The following is a 22,486-nucleotide window of genomic DNA, read 5'->3' as shown; positions in this document are numbered from 1 at the left end:
TAATAAAATGCTCCACAAAAGTATATAAAATTTTTTCAAATATGTGATTGTAAAAATAAAAATGTATATGAATGTGAACTTATAATAGTTGTTCGATCGCTCCATCGGCGCGTTGCTTCACGGTGGTGCGGAGTATTTCTTGCAGTTCCCCGAAACGCTCTTTGGGATAGCTGCTGGCGATTATACCGTCTTTCATGTAGTGGATATAATCGCAAACCGTTGTCAGGGTTTCGTAAATATGGGAGGTGACAAACACTGTTTTTCCATTCTCCCGCAGGCGCGATAAGATGAGAGTCAGCAAATGAGCGCTTTCGAGGTCGAGGCCATTGTAAGGTTCGTCCAGTATCAGAATCGGTTTGTTCATTTTCAGCACGGCAAGCAGGGCAAGCTTTTTTCTCATCCCGGTGGAATAGTTTTCAGTTATTTCACCTAATGGCAGCGATAGCAGCTTTTGCCAGCTTTCCGTATCGAAATTTGTCCCGCCGGAAGGGAACAGGTTCAGATATTCGTTACCGGTCATATAGGGGTAAAAATAGTTCTCCGATTCCAGATAGCCGATCTCCTTTCTTTTTAGCAGTGAACCGTCATAGAGAATGGTTCCGCTTTGAGGACGGATGAAGGAGTAAAGCGCATTGAGCAACGTTGTTTTGCCTGCACCGTTCAGTCCGACAAGTCCGTGAATTTTTCCCGTTTCCATCGAGAGACAGATCCCTTTCAGGACATCTTTCTCTTTGTCATAGCCGACTTTCAGGTTTTCAATTGTAAGCATAAAGATATTGTATTAGATTACGGCGTGCCGTGATATATTTTTTTATCAGAAGCAATAAAGTCAGAGGAGCCAGTACCGGGAAAAGTATGCCGAACAAGGAGATCGAAATAGCGATCTGCCCGCCCGTAATCCGGGTATTCGGTAGATAAGCGGCATATTTGGACACAACCATCAACGCAATATTCAAGCTCCCCAATAGCACGAACAGCACTGCCAACCACCAATGGGCGGGATGCAGGAGCGTGTAAAGCAGGCACACCGGCATCATCGGAATGAAGTATAACCGTATATATAGGTTTAATTTCCGGTGAAGAAAACGGTTGGCCGACAGCTCCTGTGCACAAAGTATGGAGGTTGGTTCCGAATAGCAGAAAAATTCAGCCATGATGCAGGTCAAAAACCAAAGTGACACCAGAGATACATAAGGCAAAGGCAACCCGGCGTAAGCGCTGCCGTAAATAACTAACATCAGCCATCCATATTTACGGACGCCTGTTCTGTACTCGAAAGCCTTTTCCGGGATAAAACGTGGCGGCGAAAAACCTTTTTGTACCCGGCGGACAGGCTGTTCCTGAAGGCTGATCAACCAACATCCGATCCAGACTCCCAGTCCGACCCAATAATATCCGCGTATTATTTCGAGAATAAAAAGGGGTACGGACAGCAGCCAGTAATCCATAAAAAAGACTTGTTGAGGTTTTTCTTCCACGAGTTGGATAAAGTGGAAATCGTTGCGTCGTAAATGAAGCAGCCAGATCAGTAACAAAAAACATCCTCCTGTCATTGCCGCTCCTGTAAGATTGTCCATAAAAGCATAGATCCCACACAACAAAAATACAGCCATCCCGGTCAATATCACCAGATAAGGCACCGGAATATCCCGTACAATCTTGCCGAATTGCCGGAACCGGAATTTCAGGAATGCTTTGTTGTAATACATATGCTCACGCTTTTGCTGATAAATATACGATTATTCTGGAAAAAGAAGGAATCTGTTTCAAATATCTCGAGTTTTGAACGTCCTGAAAACCTAATAGATTACAATAACCCCCTTTTTGGGCTGTTTTTCTATTTCGTCCGAAATCTTGATCCATTTTGGATTGACTTTTTGCATGGTTTTAATCTTTCCGGCTGACATCGGATGAGATGAGGTGCCGGGGCCATTCCGGAAAGTGTACAATTTGATTGCCGAAAGGTAGAAATGCCGGCAAAGTGATAAACCTTAACTCCCGGAGAATCGAATATTTGAAAACAAAACGGACGGCGTTCCAAATATCCCAAGGAAATTCAGGTGCTTTTTTGCCCTTATGACGGTCCACTTTTCAATTACGACCGTCCAAATCGCCATTACGACCGTGCTAATCTTCGCGAGGTGCCGAGTGCACTACACATTAGCACGGTCGTAATGGCAAAGAGGACGGTCGTAATGGCTGAAAACACTCAAAAAAGGCGGAAAAGTTCCTTTTTGACGTCTGAAAATCGGGTTAACATTTGTTTGGAATTGGGCTTCTTCTGATCTTGGAAAATACGTTTTTTACAATAAGTACCCTTAAGTGAGTGACATGGTAAGGTTGTCTTTTGCATCCTTTCTTCCGATGATGTGTTTAATCTTTAAGACAAGCTAATGGAATAATCTTAACTCCATCAGGGCGTGTGTAAGCCATTTTCCCACCAGTTATAACAATGAGAAGATCGGGTTCTCGAAGTGGAACCTGTTTCTCTTGTTTGTTGAATTCATTAATAAGACGCTTAATTTCAAGCAAATGGTTTGCTCCTTCTTTTATTTCGTTACTTCCTAATTTGCATTCAATCAATGCATAACGTCCATCTTCCAAATGAAGAACAAGATCAGCTTCAAGACTATAACGGTCGCGATAATAAGAGATATGACTATTAAAATCAGGTGTATAAGCTTTAAGGTCGCGTACGCACATCTGTTCAAAAATGAATCCAAAAGTCTTTAGCTGAGTTATAAGAACTTCCGGGGTTAATCCTAAGGAGGCTACAGCGATAGATGGGTCTATAAAAGAACGCTTTAGACCGCTACGTATAGCTGTTTTGCTCCTAATGGCGGGACACCATGCTTCAATGTTACATATCACGAACAGATGTTTAAAAGCTGTAACATAATCTTCAAATGTAGGTGGAGTACAAGATACTTCACCGGAAGAAGTTACATCTGCCATTAACGAAGTGTTTTTTACTAAAGTGGATATATTCCGGGCATAGGCCCTAAGAATCATTCGTGCCAATCTTTCATCTCTTTGCACACCATCAACTCGTGAAATATCCTCACGACAAACAGTGTCAACATAATTTCTTGCCACAAGAAGTTTTGCTTTTGAGCTCTTTATATTGACTGTTGCTGGCCACCCTCCACGACAAGCAACATATATCAAATCTTCGATTTGCATATCAGATGTAATTCCGTCTATGTCATATTCTGGGTTGTCAAACAATTCTTTTAGAGAAATTTTGCCATTGGATTCTTGTGATTCCCAAAGGCTCATCGGTAACATATTCATACGTGAAATGCGTCCATTACCCGAATGAAAAATCTGGTCTTTTTTTACAGCGTTAGAACCTGTAAGAATATATAATCCTTGCTCTTGTCGCTTATCTACCATTGTGCGGACTGCATCCCAAAGTACTGGTGCATCTTGCCATTCATCTATCAACCTTGGGGTCTCTCCTAATAGCAAAAGCGATGGTTTGGATGCTGCTGTTGCAAGATATTCATCGCGCATATCTGTGTCTTGCATTTTAATGACACTTCGTGCTACTTGTTCGGCGGTTGTTGTTTTTCCACACCACTTGGGACCTTCAATTAGAACGGCTCCGAAGGCTTCTAAGCGTTCTAATAGGACTTTATCTGATACTCTGTTCAAATAACTCATAATATTATTTTTAGTGCTTGCAAAGATACTGAATTATAATGGTTATAACAATCTATTTTGTGTTTTTGTGGTATTTTACTTTAAATAATTGTGCTATTTCACTTTTATGTTTTGCTTTATTTCATTTTGTGTTTTTGTGGTCCTTGTTCTGTTTAGTTGTAGCAGACCATATTCTGTTTGAAAGTAATTATGGCACGTGCAACATAATGAAAGGATTGATCTGAAATCGTCACAATAACATATTGGTATATCCATTAGGAATTTGTATCTTGTCCCCATAAATCAAGAGATCTAACAAAATACACATATGAAAAATACATGGCTACTAATCCTGTTGTTTATCTGTTCATTCTTCTCCTGTCGGAATGACCGGGTTGCCCATGATCTGATGAACAGGGCGGAAGGGCTTATTGAAGTTGATCCGGACAGTGCTTATACATTATTAAACAGTATAGAAGTTTCCGATAACCTGAATGACAAACAATTTGCCCGCTGGTGTATGTTGTACTGTCGGGCTGCTGACAAGCTTTTTGAGGATATGCTATATACTGAACAACTTGATCGGGCTTTGTCTTGGTACAAAAGTCATGGGACGGCTGAGCAGCAAGTTTGGATTGGGTTATATTTGGGGCGTTCATATGTGAAAGATAAACTTTTTATTCCGGCAACAAAGGCTTATTCAGAATCGTTGGAGTTGGCAAAGGAAAAACATTTATATAATGTGGCAGGGTATATTTGTAGCTATATGGCAGATTTGTACACTTACACGAGGCAAAGAAGCGAAGAGCGGAGGAAATTTGAAGAAGCGGCAGAATTTTTTAAGCAGGCTGGCAACGGTCGGAGTTATGCTTTTGCCCTGCGGGATGTGGCTAAAACATGGTCGTTTGACGATTCTTTGTCATTGGCGCTTCACTATATGTTAATGGCGGATTCTGTTATTACAGGACTTCAGGATTCGGTAGATATTGGTAAAATAGCTAACGGATTGGGGAATATTTATGATCTGATGGGAGATGTGGAAAAATCAAAAGCATGTTTCTTCAAGTGTTTAAGTTCTGATATGGTAGATCAAGCTCCGACTTATCTGGCCTTGAGTAGTCTTTACTATAATGAAAGCCTTCTTGATTCTGCTCGGTATTATTTGGCGAAAGCTATAAATCCGACTGCGAACCCTTATACTTCGGTAGATCGCTTATATTTAGGCTATCTTATTGAAAAGGAAGCTGGCGATACGGAAAAAGCACTTTGTCTTTTGGAACAATATCAAGAAAAGAAAGATTCTTTGTATAATGAACAGAAACAGGTGGATATTATCGATGCTGAGAAACGGCATAATGTTGTCGCTATTGTTAAAAATAATAAAGAACTGGCAGCGGAGAAACAACTTTTGTTTGCTTTAGCTGCTGTCGTTTGTCTTTTGTTGGTAGTAGGCTATCAGCTGCGAGATAGAAAAAGGCTTCTTGAAATAAATCGGCAACAACAGTTTTTAGAAGAAGAAAAAAAACGCCATGAAGAGCAGGAAGCCGAACAGGAAGGCCGTCTTCAAGAGCTTACGGAAGAGATGGAAAGGAAAGTGGCTGCACATGAGGATACAAGTGAATATAAGAAAGAAATCATTGCATTGAGATTTGAAAAATTGAAACAATCTTCTTTCTATAAAACAATAAAAGAACAATGCAGGAAAGTAGAACCCGATATCGAACAAAAACTAAACGAAGAGGAGTGGAAAAGCCTGATTCGTCTGATCGATTCCCTTTTTGCGAACGTCTGTGCTTTTATGAAAGAAAATACGTTGGGACTGACAAAAACAGAAATCAAGATCTGCTATCTTAGTTTTTTTAATCTGCGTTTAAGTGAAGAGGCCATTCTTTTAGGAGTTAGTTCTGATTCTGCTAACAAATTCCGAAGCCGTACCCGACAGAAACTATGTCTGAGTCAAAAAGGGGGCGATATTAATGAGTTCATCCTCCAGCAAGGATGGTAAAAGCCTAAATTCTCATTAAAATAGGGACAATTTTATACTTGGATATGTATAATGTCTTGATTAATAGATTCAAAATATTGAATCTATGTATCTCTGAGCTGTCTATAATAAAAATGTAGCATAAAACTATATGGCTTATTATCAGGTGATATAAATTTATGTAGGACAATTTTGTCCATATCGAAAAGTGTTTTGTCCATATCCAAATTTGCAGCTTCTTATGGCTTCCTTTATGTTTGCAACCAATAATTTTTAAAACGAGTAATGCTTATATGAAGACATTTAGAAAAATCGGATGCTTGCTATTAATAGCAGTGCTTTCGTTTCCTTGCTTTGCCAAGAAACGAATAAATCTGGAGGGAAAGTGGGATGTGACTAAATCTGTTATTCTTAAACAACCTATTCAGGCATGGGTTGAAGACAACAATAAAGATTTGTTGTTGGAGTTCTCTGCTAATTTAGGAACAGTTGAAGTGACTGTGATAAATTCAGCGGGAGAAGTAGTGTATAAACAATCTGTAGAGGCACAACCTTCGGTTGTAATTTCTTTAGAAGAGGAGGTGAAAGAGGGAGATATGTTGTTTATTATGTGTGGTGAGAATTTTATTAATGGAAAAATTAATTGATAAGTTATGAAAGTAAATAGTTTGTTTATATGGATCTGTTTGTTTGCATATCTTTTAGTTTCTTGTGAAAAGGATAGCATTGTACCTGAAACAGTTGATGTTGTGAAAACCAAGTCTTTTTTGCCATTAAATGTTCCTTATTTAATAGAGGAAGATGGCGCTTTAAATTTTAGATCAATTGATGATTATTATTCTTTATCTGACTCGTTAGTTAAGCTATCTGATGACGAGTATAAGAATTGGGAAGAAAAAAATAATTTTAAATCTTATCGTACTTATGTTCAAAATATCATAGATAATTTAGAATATATGGAAGTGAATAGTTATGATGATATTATAGCGCAAAATTCTGAATATGTATATAAGGATAAATATGGATTTATTTCTCCTATAATTGAAGCTCATGTTTATCAATGTGTAGCTAATAAGAAACGCTATTTTTATGTCAATTCAATTAAGCATACTGTTAATCGTGATTATATAAGTGTAGAATATCCTTCAAAAAGTAAAGATGATGAAATTATAGACTATTCCTTAAGATCAAGAACTCGGAATACAGTTGAGTATCCAGCAATTGAATATCGGAATGGCAATAGTTTGTATAAACTGTTTACTTGGTTTAAGATATACAAGAATGTTGTAGCAGGTAGTACCTCTAAAGAAGAGAAAGTCTGTATGGACATTAGTGTGCGTCCTCGTGTATATGGTCAGCTGGTTGGATGGAAAGATTATAATGATGATTGTATGGTTGAAGAGTTAACAATTCATTTAAAAGGATTGGGAGCGACTATCTACTTTGATGAGAATGGTCGTATAACTTTCGGAAATGATCAAATGATGTATTTACAGACTGTAACATCATCAAAGAAAACGAGCTTATTTACATCAACTTATATTCTTACAGGAAGTTCTTTGAGCAGTTCTGTCCCTGAGAGAATAGAGGATCCTATTTGTGTACATTATCGGGCTCGGACAGGAAATACGGGTAAATATGGTGGTGCATATAATACATATCATCCTTATCCGGGAATGGATCCGAATACATGTGGTCATCGAATCGTAACGGAATATCAACATGTAGTGTATTAAAGAATTTTTGAGTTCTAACAAGACATATCATCAAATAAACAATATTTGATGATATGCCTTGTTGTAATTGTTTGTGTTTAATTAAAAATAATACTTATGGGAAGAATAATTATTTCTCTATTTTTACTTATATCTTCTTTGTGTGTGAGGGGAATAGAACTACAACCTTATTCCGGAATTATTTATTCACATAAATGGGGTTTGCAGACGGGTGCAGATATCGGTTTTCCTTTGAAAAATAATTTCTATTTACAAACGGGTCTGATGCTGTATTCTAATCCGGAGCCAACGTATTCTTATGATGATTGGAGGATTGGTGTCAATTTGCCTATTTATATACAATATAGGTTGCCAATAAGTAACAAGTTAAAAATGAATATCAATGTCGGACCTTATTTGGGAATTGCATCTATCGGGCAAATAGGTGTTGCATGTAAAATGGGTATTGATGTTTCAAAAGTTAATTTAAGTTTCGGTTATTATCAAAATTGTGTAACAGATAAATTTGCGGTATTAGGATTATCAGTTGGATACAAATTTACACTTTGACACACTACAGGATAGGGGTTTCCTTGATTTTTCTGTCATATAGGTAAAGCCTAAAAGACAAAAAGGGAGTTGATATGAAAAGACATTTGTTGTTTCTGTTATTATTGGTTTCAATATCTGTGTCTGCTCAGGTGGAGCACGGTTTGTTAGTTGGTGGTGGTGTCGGTTTTGCATTACGTGATGATCAACAAATTATGCCTCCTTCAGATGATCTCAAATACAATCATAATTTGAAAGTAAATGGAATGATTGGTTACCGCTTCCGCTTTCTGCCGGAACGTATGTTCTTTTATGATCTGGATGTTACGGTAGGGTTCCAGAATATGAATTCTCATAAGTATTCCCCGTTTTTAGCGGCTGATGGAGATTATGTGGGTCATAGTGATGGTGAAAAGGATTTTAGTGAATTTATCATGCCAGTATCCGTAGCAGCCAGTTGGAATATCAGGTTCTCTAAGAATTGTTATTTTGGGTTGGGCGTTGCTCCGACACTCTATGCCCGCCCGCAAGCCGTCTTCGACTTGCCTGTTTTGGCAAAGTTGGGATGCCGTGCAGGAAGGCATTGCGAATTGTCGCTTTCCTATCAATACGGTTGCTTGAATACATTAAAGCATTTCAACGACGGACCTGCTTATGGACGCACGGGACGCCTGTCCGATTTTATGTTTTCCGTGTATATCCCGTTTACCATTAAATAACAAAAACTCACATCCTTTGGATAGGGGACTTCTTTGATTTTCCGGTCATAGAGATATAGTCTAACAAATAAAAAGAGAGTTGATATGAAGAAGAGTTTGATGTTTTTATTGTTGAGTTTCGTGTGTTTATCTGTTTCTGCACAAGGTGGAAAAATCAGAAGTGGTGTGATCGGTGGGGTGTCGATGGACTGGTATAATGACAAGACGATTGCCAAAGAGGGGAAAGGATTCAACGTGCCGGATGTGAAACCGGCTTTTCATGTGGGTTATCAGTTCCAACTTGAATTGAAACACCGGTTGTCTGTGGATGCAGCTTTGCTTTATGGGCAAAAGCGGGGGGAGATAGCTTCAGTTGGCTATGAAGTGGCACCTGTCAAAGGCTATAAGAGCAAATTTGCAAGAAATTACATCGCGTTGAACGGAGTTGTTAATTATAACTTGATAGGAGGCCTGAAGGTTGGAGCAGGCGTCGAACCTACGATTCATTTTAAAGAAGATATAATGATTGGGAACAGGATTAAATCGGCATTCGATGTCCCGGTTGTACTCAAGGCTGCCTATGCCTTCAAATACTTCGATCTGGCTCTGATGTATAAACATGGTACGTGCAACGTGATGAAAGGCGTTCCTTATATGAAATACGGGCATACACGTGATTTGCAAGTCTCTATATTTGTACCGATATTCCGCTAATCTCCTATAAGCTGCTACAGCATGATATGGTTTTGATAAGAAAAGTGTGTTTTTCTGGTTGCAATAATATTGGAAAAGTGTATATTTGTGCTGTGGTAAATTAAGGAAAAGTGTAATATGTTATATCGTAAGATCGGAAATTATATTGAGAACTACCTGCAATCAGATTCCAATAAAGTGTTGATTGTAGACGGAGCACGGCAAATCGGCAAATCTTTTATTATCCGCCATATCGGACAGAAACTCTATAAAAACTATATAGAGATAAACATGGAAGAGGATAAGCTGGGAGATAGGATCTTTGCGGATACCAGGACGGTGAATGATTTCTATCTGGCATTAAGTGTGGTGGCAGGCGACCGGATGAAGGAGCGTGCCACCACGCTTGTCTTTATTGATGAGATCCAAGCCTACGATCACCTGCTTACCTTGTTGAAGTTCTTGAAAGAAGACAATTGGTTTACATATATAGCAAGTGGCTCTCTGCTGGGAGTAACTTTGAAGAATACCTCTTCTATTCCTTTGGGTAGTATTGAAATCAAACACATGTACCCGATGGATTTTGAGGAGTTTCTCATTGCCAATGGTGTTGGTGAATTGGCCCTATCCACTATGCGGACTCAGTTCTTGGAGCGTCAGTCCCTGCCGGATTCCCTGCATGCTAAAATGCTTGACCTGTTTAAGAAATATCTGATTGTTGGTGGATTGCCCGATGCTGTGAAGACATTTGTGGACGAGAAGAATGTAGTGGCTATCCGTAAAATACAGGAAGATATTTTGGCCCTTTACGGAGTGGATGCTTCCAAATATGAGAGAGACCATGCTAAATTAAAGATACAGCGTGTGTATAGTCTGATCCCGTCCAATTTGGAGAACAAGAAGAAACGTATGGTGGCGAAAGATATTGAAGGGAAGAAAGGAAAGCGGATGACTGATTATGCAGAAGAATTTGATTATCTTATTTCTGCCGGGGTTGCTTTGGAAGTGAAAGCGATCAGTGTGCCCAGCTATCCATTGGTGGAAAATTCAGGTAAGAACCTGCTTAAACTCTATTTGAATGATGTCGGATTGCTTACCGGTTTGTTTTTCAGGAATAATATACAAGCCATTATGCAAGACGTGCAAAGTATTAATTTAGGTTCGGTTTATGAAACGGTTGTGGCGCAAGAATTGTGTGCGCATGGATATAACCTGTATTACTATGATAATAAAAACAATGGAGAAGTGGATTTCTTGATAGACGATACGGATAATCTAAGCGTGATACCTTTAGAGGTTAAATCAGGTAAAGATTACACCGTCCATAGTGCGCTTAATAAACTGTTAAAAGTAGAGACATATAACATCCGCCAAGCTTTTGTCTTGTCGAATGAGCAAAAGGTTTTCCAAAAGAACGGAGTAACTTACATCCCGGTTTATTACATAATGTTTTTTGAACCTGGAACTGAGGTTGTAGGAGAGTTCTAAATTCTTACTATCTTTGCTTGTCAAAGTAAAAGAATATGGAAGATGAATTTGATATAAGGGACGCACGGGTGCCGGAAAGCGAGCGGGAGTATGAGAATGCGCTCCGGCCGCTTTCGTTTCATGATTTCAGCGGACAGGCCAAGGTGGTCGAGAACCTGAAGATATTCGTGATGGCGGCCCGGATGCGTAAGGAGGCACTCGACCATGTGCTGCTGCATGGGCCTCCCGGATTGGGTAAAACGACACTGTCCAATATTATTGCGAACGAGTTGGGAGTCGGCTTTAAAGTGACTTCCGGACCGGTGTTGGATAAACCGGGCGATCTGGCGGGAGTGTTGACCTCATTAGAGAAAAATGACGTCCTTTTTATCGATGAAATCCACCGGTTAAGCCCGATTGTCGAGGAATATCTCTATTCGGCGATGGAGGATTACCGGATCGATATTATGATCGACAAGGGGCCGAGCGCCCGTTCCATCCAGATCGACCTGGCTCCGTTTACGTTGGTCGGGGCTACGACACGCAGCGGTTTGCTGACGAGTCCGCTCCGTGCCCGTTTCGGAATCAATATGCACCTCGAATATTACGAGATGGAGACATTGACGAAGATTGTGCTCCGCAGCGCCGATATCCTGAATGTGAAGTGCGAGCTGAGTGCCGCCCGCGAGATTGCTTCCCGTAGCCGCGGTACGCCCCGTATCGCCAATGCGCTGTTGCGCCGTGTGCGTGACTTTGCGCAGGTGAAAGGGTCCGGCGAAATCGACAAGGCGATTGCTTGCTATTCGTTAGAGGCGCTCAATATAGACCGTTACGGGCTCGACCAGGTCGACAACAAGCTGTTGACGACCATTATCGACAAGTTCGGTGGCGGTCCGGTGGGGCTGACTACGATCGCGACGGCTCTTGGAGAAGATCCCGGAACGCTGGAAGAGGTCTACGAGCCTTTCCTGATCAAAGAAGGTTTTATTAAGCGTACACCGCGTGGCCGCGAGGTGACAGAACTGGCTTATACGCATTTGGGGCGTAGCAGGGGAAGTGAACATGGATTTTTATTTGATTAAAAAGTTATGGCAGGAGGAATGAAGCGGCTCGCCGGTGAGACCGCGATTTATGGCGTCAGCAGTATTGTCGGGAAGTTCCTGAACTGGATGTTGGTGCCGATGTACACGCGTGTGTTGGCTACAGAAAGCGATTATGGAATCGTGACGAATTTGTACGCCTGGACAGCTTTGCTGATGGTGATTCTTACGTATGGGATGGAAACGGGTTTTTTCCGTTTTATGAACAAGAAGGAGATTAAGCTTCCGATGCGCGTCTATGCGACGACGCTGTTCAGTCTTGCGATGACTTCTGTTTTCTTTATGGTCTTGGTGTTCGGTGCACTGACGCCGATCAGCCATTCGCTGGGCTATGAGGCTCATCCGGAATATGTCGGGATGATGGCAGGGATTGTCGCGGTGGATGCCTTTTGCTGTATCCCGTTTGCTTTCCTCCGGTATCAGGGCAGGGCGGTTCGCTTTGCCGGTATCAAGCTGTTTAATATATTCCTGAATATCGCGCTGGTGATATTCTTCCTTATCGCGTGTCCCTGGCTGTACGAGCACGTGCCGGGATTAGTCAGTTGGTTCTATGTGCCGGACTATCAGGTTGGGTATATCTTTATCGCCAATGTGGCGACTTCGGCGGTGACCTTCCTGCTTTTAGTGCCGGATATGGTTCCCGGACTTCGCGAAAAGGCCAGCTTTGTGTTGCTGAAGCAGATGCTGAAGTACTCGTTTCCGATCCTGATCCTGGGGATTGCCGGTATTTTCAACCAGACAGCGGATAAAATTCTCTTTCCTTTCCTGTTTGAAGACAAGGACTATGCGAATACCCAACTCGGGATTTACGGCGCCTGTTTCAAGGTGGCAGTGGTGATGGTGATGTTTATCCAGGCGTTCCGTTATGCTTACGAGCCGTTTATTTTTGCCAAGAATAAGAGCGACGATAATACGAGGGCCTATTCGGAGGCGATGAAGTATTTCATCATCTTCTCCCTGATTATCTTCCTGGGGGTGATGTATTACCTGGATATACTGAAATATATTGTGCCGGTGGAATATTATCCCGGACTCCGGGTGGTTCCGATTGTGATGCTGGGCGAGTTCTTCTTCGGCATCTATTTCAACCTGTCCTTCTGGTATAAACTGATTGACCAGACACAGTGGGGGGCTTATTTTTCTACGATCGGCTGTGTGGTGACGGTCCTGATAATCGTGCTGCTGGCCCCTACATTCGGCTATATGGCTTGTGCGTGGGCCTCTTTTGCCAGTAACCTGCTGATGATGATACTCTCTTATGTTATCGGGCAGAAGAAGTTTCCGATCCAATATGATTTGAAATCGGCTGCTGTCTACGGCGTGTTGGCGGTTGCATTCTATGCCGCCGGGATGTTGCCCCGGATCGATTCGGAACTCCTCCGTCTGGGCTACCGTACGGTTCTGCTCCTGATCTTCCTCGCCATTATCGTGAAACGCGATTTGCCGTTAAACGAATTGCCTTATATCGGAAAGCGGTTTGCATCTAAGAAATAGTGAACCGCCTTGTTCCCGCGCTCCGACGCGGGATCGCAAAACAGCCTGCCGCATCCTAAATCATCATTTACAAGTTCTGATAAAGCCTGTTCTTCTGCGATCCCGCGTCGGAGCGCGGGAACAGGATAGTTCAGTTCTGTCAAATTATGAACCCTTTGTTATTTATACGGATTTACCGGCAACCGTAATATGAAGCGGGCGCCCCCAGTGTAATCGGTGTCCAGGTTGAGGCTGCCGTTGAGTCGTTGGGTGATCAGGCGGCAGAGGTAGAGCCCCAGCCCTGAGCCGGGAATGAAATCATCGTTCTTGGTGAAACGCTCGAATATCCATTCGCTTTTGTCGAGGGGGATTCCGCAACCGGTGTCCGTAACGGTGATACACATTGTTTTTCCGTCGTCTTCGGTTTGATAAGAGAGAGTGATATTTCCCCGTTCCGTGAACTTATTAGCATTGTTCAACAGGTGGGAGATGATGAGGCCGAAATGGCTCGGGTCCGAATAAATCAGGTCGTTATTCTTGTCTCCTTCAATCCGGTAATCGATATCCGGCTTTTGATGTAATTTCTTCAACCGGTCCATTTCATGGTGGCAAAGCAGGTCGATATGGGTTGGTTCCAGCGGAAGGACATCATTGCTGCTATCCAGCTGGGCGATAACCAATATATCATCCATCATGGATGTGATGTTATTGCAGTTCGTGAAAATGATCTTGCTGAACTCCTTTTTGTCTTCGGAGCTGATGCCTTCGCTGGTGATCAGCTCGGCAAAGCCGTTGATCGCATTCAGCGGTGTGCGTACTTCGTGGCACATGTTTTTAATAAAGGCATTCTTCATCCGTTCGCTTTCCTGTGCCTTTTCGCTGGCGATGACCACCAACCGGTTCGATTCCTGGAGTTCTTTGTAAAGGGATTTGATCTTACCCAACCGGAAGAAAATATAGATTCCGACACTGATCGCCAGGATAAGCAAAGCGAGGAACAGATAAAGCTGGCTCTGGCTTTTGTGCAGTTCCACTTCCAGCGCCTTTTTCTCTATCACTAACTCGTCTACATTTTTCTTGATCTCGAGGTCTTCCACTTTGTTTTCCATACTTTTGGTACGGGCGGAATCCAACAGTACGGTATATTCTTTATAGGCCTCATAAGCTTCTTTATACCGGTGCAGGCTGTCGAGGCAGTCTATTTTGTCTTTTAACGACAAGACGATGTTTTCGCTCAAGTCAAACGGGAAATCACCATCGCGGAAATAGTGGATGACCGAGTCGTTATAGTCGATGGCTTTTTGGTAGTCCTGTATCGACTTATAGTAGTTGAGCGACGTAAAATAACGGTCGTATTCGGCGGAAAATGCGGCATCTTCAGGATATTTCTTATTCAGATTGATAAAGATGTTGAAATAGTAGGTCGCCATATCTTTTCCGACGGTTTCTGCCGAAGTAGCCAGGGTCGAGTAGGCATTCAGCAGGTGGCGTTTGCTTGTGTACGGACGCTTTTTCATTTCTTTTGTTTCCGCATATTCCTTTTGCATATTCAGATAGCGAAGGGAGGCTTTTGCCCGGTCTTCCGGGGCTGCTTCCATCAGGCTCAATATATTAAATGCGTTCAGGCGGAACAGAAACGAATAGTTGAGCGGGATATTATCTGATATCTTAATCAGGTTGTTGAAGTGTTGGCAGACCTCTTTGTAAATGGCATCCTGGTTTTTCGGGTCGACCCGGTTGCTGTTTGCCATGCCGAGGGTGTAATAGATCGACATCTTTTCGAGTACGGGTATATTCTTCTCCGTTTCCAGCCGCAGGCGGTATTTCTCGATCAGCTTCATGCGGTCTTCGCCTTTCGTATAATAGATGACGCGTACGTCCATGATTGTCTTCATGTAGGTGACCAGGAAATCGCGGGCTTTTCCCTTTAGCTCGCGTTCGGCCTCCGCCAGATAGACGTTTGCACTGTCTTTTACGTCGTTGTTTACGTAATAGCGTAGAATCTCCGTTAAAGCCGCTTCCTTATGATAGTCGTCATTTTCGGTCAGAGCCAGATGGTACAATTGTTTGGCATAGTCCACTTGTTCCTCCTGGCGGGAAATATCCATCAGGTTCGTCATGGTTTCCAGCTTCTGCTGAGGGGATAAAGCGGTTTGCAAAGCATTTATCAAAGAGTCTTTAACCGCAGTATTCGCTGTGGAAACAAGAGGGAAAAACAGGAGATATAGGAGAATAATGCGGTGTTTCATCTTGTCTTATGAGGGATTTATTTCATTTTACTTACGTGTTTGTATATTTGTTGTCCGCAAATTTAGCTGAAAATCAACAATTATCCAGATATTTCCACTACTTATTTTATGTTCACTTCTCTTATTTTTTATTTCTGGATACTATTTCTATCTTTGTGCGATTATTGAATGTGTTAGCTTTTACCAATCATTTAATGGGGCGTTTTGTTACCACAACATTGATTTAATAGGATGGAAAAAGGATTGTTGCACAAGCAAATTAGGGACTTCTTTGTCCGTAATTTCGATGTCCGCCAGGAAAAAGAAGATGAGCTCGAGACCATCGAGTCCATCCGCAAAGGCATAGAATTTAAGGGAACGAATCTCTGGGTCCTTATCTTCGCCACGTTTGTCGCCTCGTTAGGGTTGAACACGAACTCGACGGCGGTGATTATCGGTGCGATGTTGATCTCTCCGTTGATGGGACCTATTATGGGCTTCGGCCTGGGTTTGGGAATCTCCGATTTCGAGCTGATCAAACGCTCTTTTCGCAATTTTGCCACGGCAACGGTGTTCAGTGTGATTACTTCCACGCTCTTTTTCCTGATTTCCCCGATCAGTGAGGCGCAGAGTGAATTGCTGGCGCGTACGCAGCCGACGGTCTACGACGTGCTGATCGCTTTCTTCGGCGGTCTGGCGGGGATTGTGGCCAGCTCGACCAAGAGCAAAGGAAATGTGATCCCCGGTGTGGCTATCGCTACGGCCTTGATGCCGCCGCTCTGTACGGCCGGTTTCGGGTTGGCAAGCGGCAACCTGTATTATTTCTTCGGCGCTTTTTACCTCTATTTTATCAATACGGTGTTTATCAGCTTGGCGACTTACTTAGTGGTGCGCCTGCTGAAGTATCCGAAGAAAGTGTTCCTCGACAAGCAACGTGAGAAGATCGTGACGCGCTATGTCGGCGTGATCGTTTTCTTTACGATCGTACCGAGCCTTTTCCTGAGCTACAACCTGATCCGCGCCAGTTATTTTAACGACCGGGTCCGTATGTTCGTCACCGAAGAATTGAGCTTCCCCAATACGCAGATACTGAACAAGACGATTACCGACACCAGCGACAAGAAAGAGGTGAAAGTAGTCCTGATCGGTGAAACGGTGCCCGAAACGATGATTACAAACGCCCGTGCAAAGATGCCGAAATACGGTCTGAAAAATGTAGACCTTGTCGTGCAGCAGGGATTCGGGCAGGAAGCTACCGATATTAACGAGTTGAAAAGCCTGCTGATGCAGGACCTGTATAAAAACAACGAAGAAGTACTCCGTGCGCAGGCAGTGCAAATCGACTCACTGAAACGTGACCTGAACAGGTATCATACTTATAACCATCTCACGGTCGATCTGATGCCCGAGATGAAAGTGCTTTTCCCATACGTCGAGGAGGCCTCCTGTGCACGAACTTATCTGATGGCTGCGGATAGTGCCAAACCCGATACCGTTCTGTTAGTATATCTGAAGAGTAAGGAAAAGGTACTCGAGGCGGAGCAGAAAAAGATTAAGGAGTGGCTTGCCGCCCGTGTGGAACAAAAGAAAATCAAATTAATAATTGAATAATAAATAAAGAATGAGTTTTATGAAGAAGTTGTGGGCTGTGTTATTGATTCTCGTTATCTCAGGCCAAGTATTTGCCGACGAGGGCATGTGGGTTCTGAAAGAGTTGAATAAACAAAACCTGGAAAGAATGAAGGAGTTGGGATTTACTCCGTCTTACGAACAGTTGTACAGTGAAACTGACCCTTGTGTTGCCAATGCCGTTGTCATCTTCGGAGGAGGATGTACGGGTATTACCGTCTCGAACGAAGGACTGGTCTTCACCAACCACCATTGCGGTTTTGGTTCGATCCAGCAGTTGAGCAGTGTGGAACATGATTACCTGAAAGACGGTTTCGTTTCCCAGAGTAAAGAAGAAGAGTTGCCGGTTCCGGGCCTGACCGTCCGTTACCTGCGTGAGACGGTGGACGTGAGCGACCGTATCAATTCGCAGATCGGCGATATCAAGGAAGAACACCTGCGCCTGGCTGCCGCCGACTCGATCGGGCAGGCGATAGCCGACTCGGTAGGGAATACGGAATTTCTGTCTGCCGACGTGATCCCTTTCTATAATAATAACAAGTATTTCCTGATCGTTTACGATGTCTACAACGACGTCCGCATGGTATTCGCCCCGCCCAGCTCGGTGGGCAAGTTCGGTGGCGATACGGACAACTGGATGTGGCCGCGTCATACGGGCGACTTCTCCGTCTTCCGCGTATATGCCGATGCCGACAACAAACCGGCAGCCTATAGCAAGGACAATAAACCCTATCAGCCAAAATACGTGGCCGAAGTCTCCCTGCAAGGTTATCAGGACAAGGATTACGCCATGACGATCGGTTTCCCCGGCAGCACGGACCGCTACCTCTGTTCATGGGGCGTCGAGCAGCGCATCGAGGACAGCAACAAGCCCCGCATCGAAGTGCGCGGCATCAAGCAGGCGATCTGGAAAGACGCGATGCTGAAGAGCGACGAAGTCCGTATCAAATACGCCTCCAAATATGCCGGCAGCTCCAACTACTGGAAGAACTCGATCGGTATGAACAAAGGCCTTGCCAACCTGAAGGTGATCGACCGCAAGCGCGAGGAAGAAGTCGCTTTCGCTGCCTGGGTGGCACAGGATGAGAAACGCAAGGAAGTCTATGGCGACGTCCTGAACCTGTTGGAAAAAGGATATACCTCTTCCAGCGAATATAAGAAGATCTCCACCTATTTGGGTGAAGCTTTCCTGAGCGGCGCCGAGATCGTCAAACTGGCCCGCATGATCCAGAGTGTGGATGTGAAAGGCTCTACCCCCGAAGAGATTGACGTCTTCCTGGAAGACAACATCAAGTCGTTCTTCAAAGACTACGACGCAACTCTCGACCAGAAGGTGCTGGCCGCCATGATGCAGGTAGCCAAAGAGCGTGTCCCGGCCGAAAACCTCCCGGACATCTACAAGAAGATCGACAAGAAATACAAAGGCGATTACAAGAAGTACGCCGCCGACCTGTTCAAGAAGACCTCTATCCTGTCGTACGACAATATCGCCGAAATGCTGAAAGATCAGAAGAAATATGCGAAACTGAAAAAAGACCCGGCAGCCGAATTGAGCCTGTCCGTCCTGATCTCCCTCTTCGAATTGCAGCAGCTCACAGGCGATTCCTATTACGACATCGCCAAAGGCGAACGCCTCTATTTCGCCGGCCTGAAAGAGATGTATCCTGAAAAGGCTCTTTCTTCGGATGCCAACTTCACGATGCGCGTGAGCTACGGCTCTGTTGGCGGCTATCGTCCGTACGACGCAGCTTGGTATAACTATTATACGACCGAAAAAGGTATCTTTGAAAAAGAGAACCCGGAGAGCGACGAGTTCTGGGTACAACCGGAAATCCTCGACCTGATCCGCAGCAAAGACTTCGGCCAGTATGCCAATAAGGACGGCGAATTGCAGCTTTGCTTCCTTTCCAACAACGACATCACCGGCGGTAACTCCGGCAGCCCGGTGTTCGACAAGAACGCCCGCCTGATCGGCCTCGCCTTCGACGGCAACTGGGAAGCCATGAGCGGCGACATCGCCTTCGAACCGGACCTCCAGCGCACGATCAGCGTAGACATCCGCTACGTCCTGTACATGATCGACAAATGGGGAAAATGCCCGCGGTTGATCGAGGAGCTGAAGTTGGTGAAATAAGAAAGATTAGTATCGTATAGATAAGAGAAAGGGGAACAGCGTATCACAAATGCTGTTCCCCTTTTTCTTATTTACAATATTCCCGGTCGGTCGTCCGGTGTATTAACGGTCGGTTCCAGTTTCTCGACAAAGGTGAAGTTGGGTTTCGGGCCGACGCCGGCGCGTGAAAGCGTCTCTTGCAAGCGAAGGATGACGGCGTTCACCTCGTCTATGGCTGTACCGAGAGATGCTCCGTAAGTACTGTTTTTTGTCACCAAGGTATTAACCTGATAAAGGGAGTTGACGGCAGATGTCAGCTCTTTGTAAGCAGCGTCCACCTTCGGGCGGATCGACTTCATGTTATCCGAAATCGTACGTGCAAGGCTCTCCTTCGAACGTTTGTTGTAGATCGTGTTGAAAGCTTTATTTGCATTATCGAGTTCGACGATGTCGTTCGTCAGGCCCAGCGTTTCGATGTCTTCTTCTATATCGCCTTCTTGCATCTTTTCTGCAAAATCTTTCACTTCTGCAGTCTTTTCCGCATAGCTTTTGCGCGGTGCATTTCGATAAGGAGTAAGATAAAAATACAGCCGGGTGGCAGCTTCCTCTTTTGACTTGACCGGACAATGGATGTTAGTTTCAATCGTTTGTGCAATGTAGAGGAAAAGCTCGTCGCGTTTTTTGTCGGCGGCTTTTACTTCCGGTGTTTCCATGTAATTCCTGTTGCGCAGATAGCATTCATTCTCTATTTCGAACAATTCCTTATAAGTATCACGCAGGGTTACAATGCCATGTGTGGTAACGAAAGCTGAACTGAGGATATCGAGGATATCGGTATGGAACTGGTAATGTTCGCCGTTACGAGGGCGTGAAAGATCAAATTTCTGATTAATCTGTTTCATGATATAAAATTTATTAAGTGAATAAAATAATCGTTTTTTCGGAAGTTCCCGCTAAGTCAAAAAATTATTTTTTAAGATGTCGTGAGTTTCCGACGAGTTAAAAAATAGTTTTTCTCTCTTTCGGGAGTTTCCGACGAGTTAAAAAGTGATTTTTTGAGTTTTCGGAAAGTTCCGCGATTTTAAAAAATGATTTTTAGACCTTTCGGAAACTTCCGGAGACTTAAAAAATCATTTTCTATGTTTTCGGAAACTTCCGGAAAGCTTTTTAGCTATTTTTTGTGACATTTAGGAGGCTCGGGAAGATTCAGTTCTAAAAGTGTATCCGATTTGTACAAATCAGATATACATTTTTGGTTTTCTTCATACATTGCGACCGCTTTTTCAAGTTTTTCCAACGATTTGATTTGTGTCTGTATATATTCGTCATAATCCGGACGGTTTTGATCGGTTGTCCGATCCAGGAATGTTTTCGTGTTTTCAGCTCCAGGTAATCCTGCAGCGCTTCGTTACGAATCTCTTTATTTGTCATTGCGGGTGTAAACATAATCGTATTGTGTTTTTGTTTGATTAACTTGATCTCAAAGGTATGCTTTATTTTGATAAATCTTCTTTTTCCCTTGAATATTATTTCTTCTGTAGAATATTTGACAGATAAATCATTCAGATCTTCTTGAATTAATTACTTTTGCAGAAAAGTAATATGAAATACATACCATGAGAACATTTAATAACCTGATCATCGGTGCCGGCCTTCTGGCTGCCGTTTCTCCTGCACGGGCAGAGGATAAAGAGACGCCTGCCGAACGGCCGAATATCCTCTTTATCCTTTCCGACGACCATACTTCGCAGGCGTGGGGGATATACGGGGGAATCCTGAGCGAATATGTAAAGAATGAGAATATACGACGGCTGGCTGCCGAGGGCTGTGTGCTCGACAATTGCTTCTGCACAAACTCGATCTCTGCGCCCAGTCGCGCCGCCATACTGACGGGCGCTTACAGCCATCATAACGGAGTCTACACCCTTGAGGACGGCCTCGACCCGATGACCGATAATATCGCCAAGCAGATGCAGCAAGGTGGCTACCAGACTGCGCTGATCGGCAAATGGCATCTGAAACGGCAGCCCTTCGGCTTCGATTATTTCAGTGTCTTTCACGATCAGGGCGAGTATTGGGACCCGCTTTTCAAGACTGCCGACGGCTGGGTGGACGATGACCAGGGAAAGAGCGGTAAGCCGGAGAAAGGTTTCTCGACCGACCTGGTGACCGACAAGACGATCCAGTGGATCCGTTCGCGCGAGAAGGACCGTCCCTTTATGATGTGCTGCCATTTCAAGGCGACGCACGAGCCTTGGGATTTCCCTGAACGGTTAGCGCATCTTTATGACGACGTCACGTTCCCCGAACCGGCCAATATGATGGAGTTCGGACCGGAGAAATCCGGCCGTACCTTCCCCGGGCAACAGCTCGAGAATATGGCGTGGCGCTGGGAGACGGCTTCGAAAGACCCTGCTTCGTGGTGGTGCCAATATCCCGAATTGCCGTTCTCCATCCAGGGAATGGGGAAGGAGGAGGCCCGTCGGAAGACTTATCAGAAGATGATCCGGGATTACTTGCGCTGCGGGGCCGCCATCGACGATAACATCGGCCGTCTGCTCCGTTTCCTCGACGAAGAAGGGTTGTCACGGAATACGATCGTAGTTTATGTCTCCGACCAGGGATATTTCCTCGGTGAACACGGCTTCTTCGATAAACGCATGATGTTCGAGGAGCCGTTGCATATGCCTTTCGTGATCCGTTATCCGAAAGAAATCCCTGCCGGGACACGCAATGGCGATATCATCCTCAACACCGATTTTGCCTCTACGCTGGCGGACTATGCCGGAGTGAACGCCCCGTCCTGTAGCGAAGGCCGCAGCTTCCGCGACAACCTGAAAGGCGAGACTCCGCGTGACTGGCGCCAGTCTATGTACTATCGCTATTGGACGCATCATAAGATCCGCCCGGCGCATATGGGTATCCGTAACCACCGCTACAAGCTGATGTTCCTTTATGGCGATCCGTTGAACGCGACCGGTTCGGACAAAGCACCCGTCACTCCCTCCTGGGAATTTTACGACCTTCTGTCCGATCCCCACGAAGATCACAACGTCTACAATTCCCCCGCCTACGCCGGCGAGATCGAGCGGATGAAACGCGAACTTTTGCAACTCCGCCGCGAGGTCGGCGATACGGACGAGGCAACGCCCCGGATGCAGGAGATTATAGATGGGTATTACTGGTAAGTAA

The 22,486-nt window shown here is 44.1% G+C and carries 17 protein-coding genes; 12 read left to right on the top strand and 5 right to left on the bottom strand.

The genetic code is table 11. The annotated features are described in order from the left end of the window. Positions 1-79: 79 nt before the first annotated feature. The 3 genes from DWU89_RS04225 to DWU89_RS04205 form a co-directional block, all read right to left on the bottom strand. Positions 80-769, bottom strand: a complete 690-nt coding sequence (locus DWU89_RS04225) for an ATP-binding cassette domain-containing protein (RefSeq protein WP_115498435.1) — start codon at positions 767-769, stop codon at positions 80-82. After that, positions 756-1,709: a hypothetical protein gene (locus tag DWU89_RS04220; RefSeq protein ID WP_115498434.1), complete on the bottom strand. Its 954-nt coding sequence runs from the start codon at positions 1,707-1,709 to the stop codon at positions 756-758. The genes DWU89_RS04225 and DWU89_RS04220 overlap by 14 nt, the downstream gene beginning before the upstream one ends. A 664-nt stretch (positions 1,710-2,373) precedes the next feature. Beyond that, positions 2,374-3,666, bottom strand: a complete 1,293-nt coding sequence (locus DWU89_RS04205) for an ATP-binding protein (protein WP_115498431.1) — start codon at positions 3,664-3,666, stop codon at positions 2,374-2,376. A 307-nt stretch (positions 3,667-3,973) separates the two neighbouring features. Here DWU89_RS04205 and DWU89_RS04200 point away from each other — a divergent pair, with 307 nt between their 5' ends. The 9 genes from DWU89_RS04200 (at position 3,974) to DWU89_RS04160 (ending at position 13,345) form a co-directional block, all read left to right on the top strand. Continuing rightward, positions 3,974-5,650, top strand: a complete 1,677-nt coding sequence (locus DWU89_RS04200; RefSeq protein WP_115498430.1) for a hypothetical protein — start codon at positions 3,974-3,976, stop codon at positions 5,648-5,650. Positions 5,651-5,922: 272 nt separating this feature from the next. Then, positions 5,923-6,276: a DUF3244 domain-containing protein gene (locus DWU89_RS04195; RefSeq protein WP_115498429.1), complete on the top strand. Its 354-nt coding sequence runs from the start codon at positions 5,923-5,925 to the stop codon at positions 6,274-6,276. 6 nt (positions 6,277-6,282) lie between these two features. Next, positions 6,283-7,365, top strand: a complete 1,083-nt coding sequence (locus DWU89_RS04190) for a hypothetical protein (RefSeq protein ID WP_115498428.1) — start codon at positions 6,283-6,285, stop codon at positions 7,363-7,365. 96 nt (positions 7,366-7,461) lie between these two features. Next, the gene (locus DWU89_RS04185; RefSeq protein ID WP_115498427.1) at positions 7,462-7,914 is read left to right on the top strand and encodes a porin family protein; all 453 of its coding nucleotides are present in this window, start codon (positions 7,462-7,464) and stop codon (positions 7,912-7,914) included. A 74-nt stretch (positions 7,915-7,988) separates the two neighbouring features. Next, complete coding sequence (locus DWU89_RS04180; protein WP_115498426.1) at positions 7,989-8,612, top strand: hypothetical protein; 624 nt, start codon at positions 7,989-7,991, stop codon at positions 8,610-8,612. Positions 8,613-8,696: 84 nt separating this feature from the next. After that, positions 8,697-9,305, top strand: a complete 609-nt coding sequence (locus DWU89_RS04175) for a hypothetical protein (RefSeq protein ID WP_115498425.1) — start codon at positions 8,697-8,699, stop codon at positions 9,303-9,305. A gap of 117 nt (positions 9,306-9,422) precedes the next feature. Then, the gene (locus tag DWU89_RS04170) at positions 9,423-10,772 is read left to right on the top strand and encodes an ATP-binding protein (RefSeq protein WP_115498424.1); all 1,350 of its coding nucleotides are present in this window, start codon (positions 9,423-9,425) and stop codon (positions 10,770-10,772) included. Between the two features lie 35 nt (positions 10,773-10,807). Then, positions 10,808-11,833, top strand: coding sequence for a Holliday junction branch migration DNA helicase RuvB (gene ruvB, locus DWU89_RS04165; RefSeq protein WP_115498423.1), 1,026 nt, complete (start codon positions 10,808-10,810; stop codon positions 11,831-11,833). Between the two features lie 6 nt (positions 11,834-11,839). Beyond that, positions 11,840-13,345, top strand: a complete 1,506-nt coding sequence (locus tag DWU89_RS04160) for a lipopolysaccharide biosynthesis protein (protein ID WP_115498422.1) — start codon at positions 11,840-11,842, stop codon at positions 13,343-13,345. A gap of 158 nt (positions 13,346-13,503) precedes the next feature. On the opposite strand, the gene DWU89_RS04155 is transcribed toward DWU89_RS04160, so the two are convergent. Beyond that, positions 13,504-15,573: a sensor histidine kinase gene (locus DWU89_RS04155; RefSeq protein WP_115498421.1), complete on the bottom strand. Its 2,070-nt coding sequence runs from the start codon at positions 15,571-15,573 to the stop codon at positions 13,504-13,506. A gap of 231 nt (positions 15,574-15,804) precedes the next feature. Here DWU89_RS04155 and DWU89_RS04150 point away from each other — a divergent pair, with 231 nt between their 5' ends. After that, positions 15,805-17,163 carry a TIGR00341 family protein gene (locus DWU89_RS04150; protein WP_115498420.1) on the top strand — a complete coding sequence of 453 codons (1,359 nt, stop codon included), beginning with the start codon at positions 15,805-15,807 and terminating at the stop codon, positions 17,161-17,163. Positions 17,164-17,182: 19 nt separating this feature from the next. Further along, positions 17,183-19,315 (top strand): S46 family peptidase, encoded by a 2,133-nt coding sequence (locus tag DWU89_RS04145; protein WP_392391920.1) that lies wholly within the window; start codon positions 17,183-17,185, stop codon positions 19,313-19,315. Between the two features lie 71 nt (positions 19,316-19,386). Here the strand turns inward: DWU89_RS04145 and DWU89_RS04140 are convergent, their stop codons facing one another. Beyond that, positions 19,387-20,196 carry a DUF6261 family protein gene (locus tag DWU89_RS04140; protein WP_115498418.1) on the bottom strand — a complete coding sequence of 270 codons (810 nt, stop codon included), beginning with the start codon at positions 20,194-20,196 and terminating at the stop codon, positions 19,387-19,389. A 714-nt stretch (positions 20,197-20,910) separates the two neighbouring features. Here DWU89_RS04140 and DWU89_RS04130 point away from each other — a divergent pair. After that, positions 20,911-22,482 (top strand): sulfatase family protein, encoded by a 1,572-nt coding sequence (locus DWU89_RS04130; protein ID WP_115498416.1) that lies wholly within the window; start codon positions 20,911-20,913, stop codon positions 22,480-22,482. Positions 22,483-22,486: the final 4 nt, after the last annotated feature.

Source organism: Parabacteroides acidifaciens (assembly GCF_003363715.1).
Lineage (GTDB): Bacteria > Bacteroidota > Bacteroidia > Bacteroidales > Tannerellaceae > Parabacteroides > Parabacteroides acidifaciens.
Note: the sequence above shows the minus strand (reverse complement) of the source record. Positions and strands in the feature narration are given on the sequence as shown.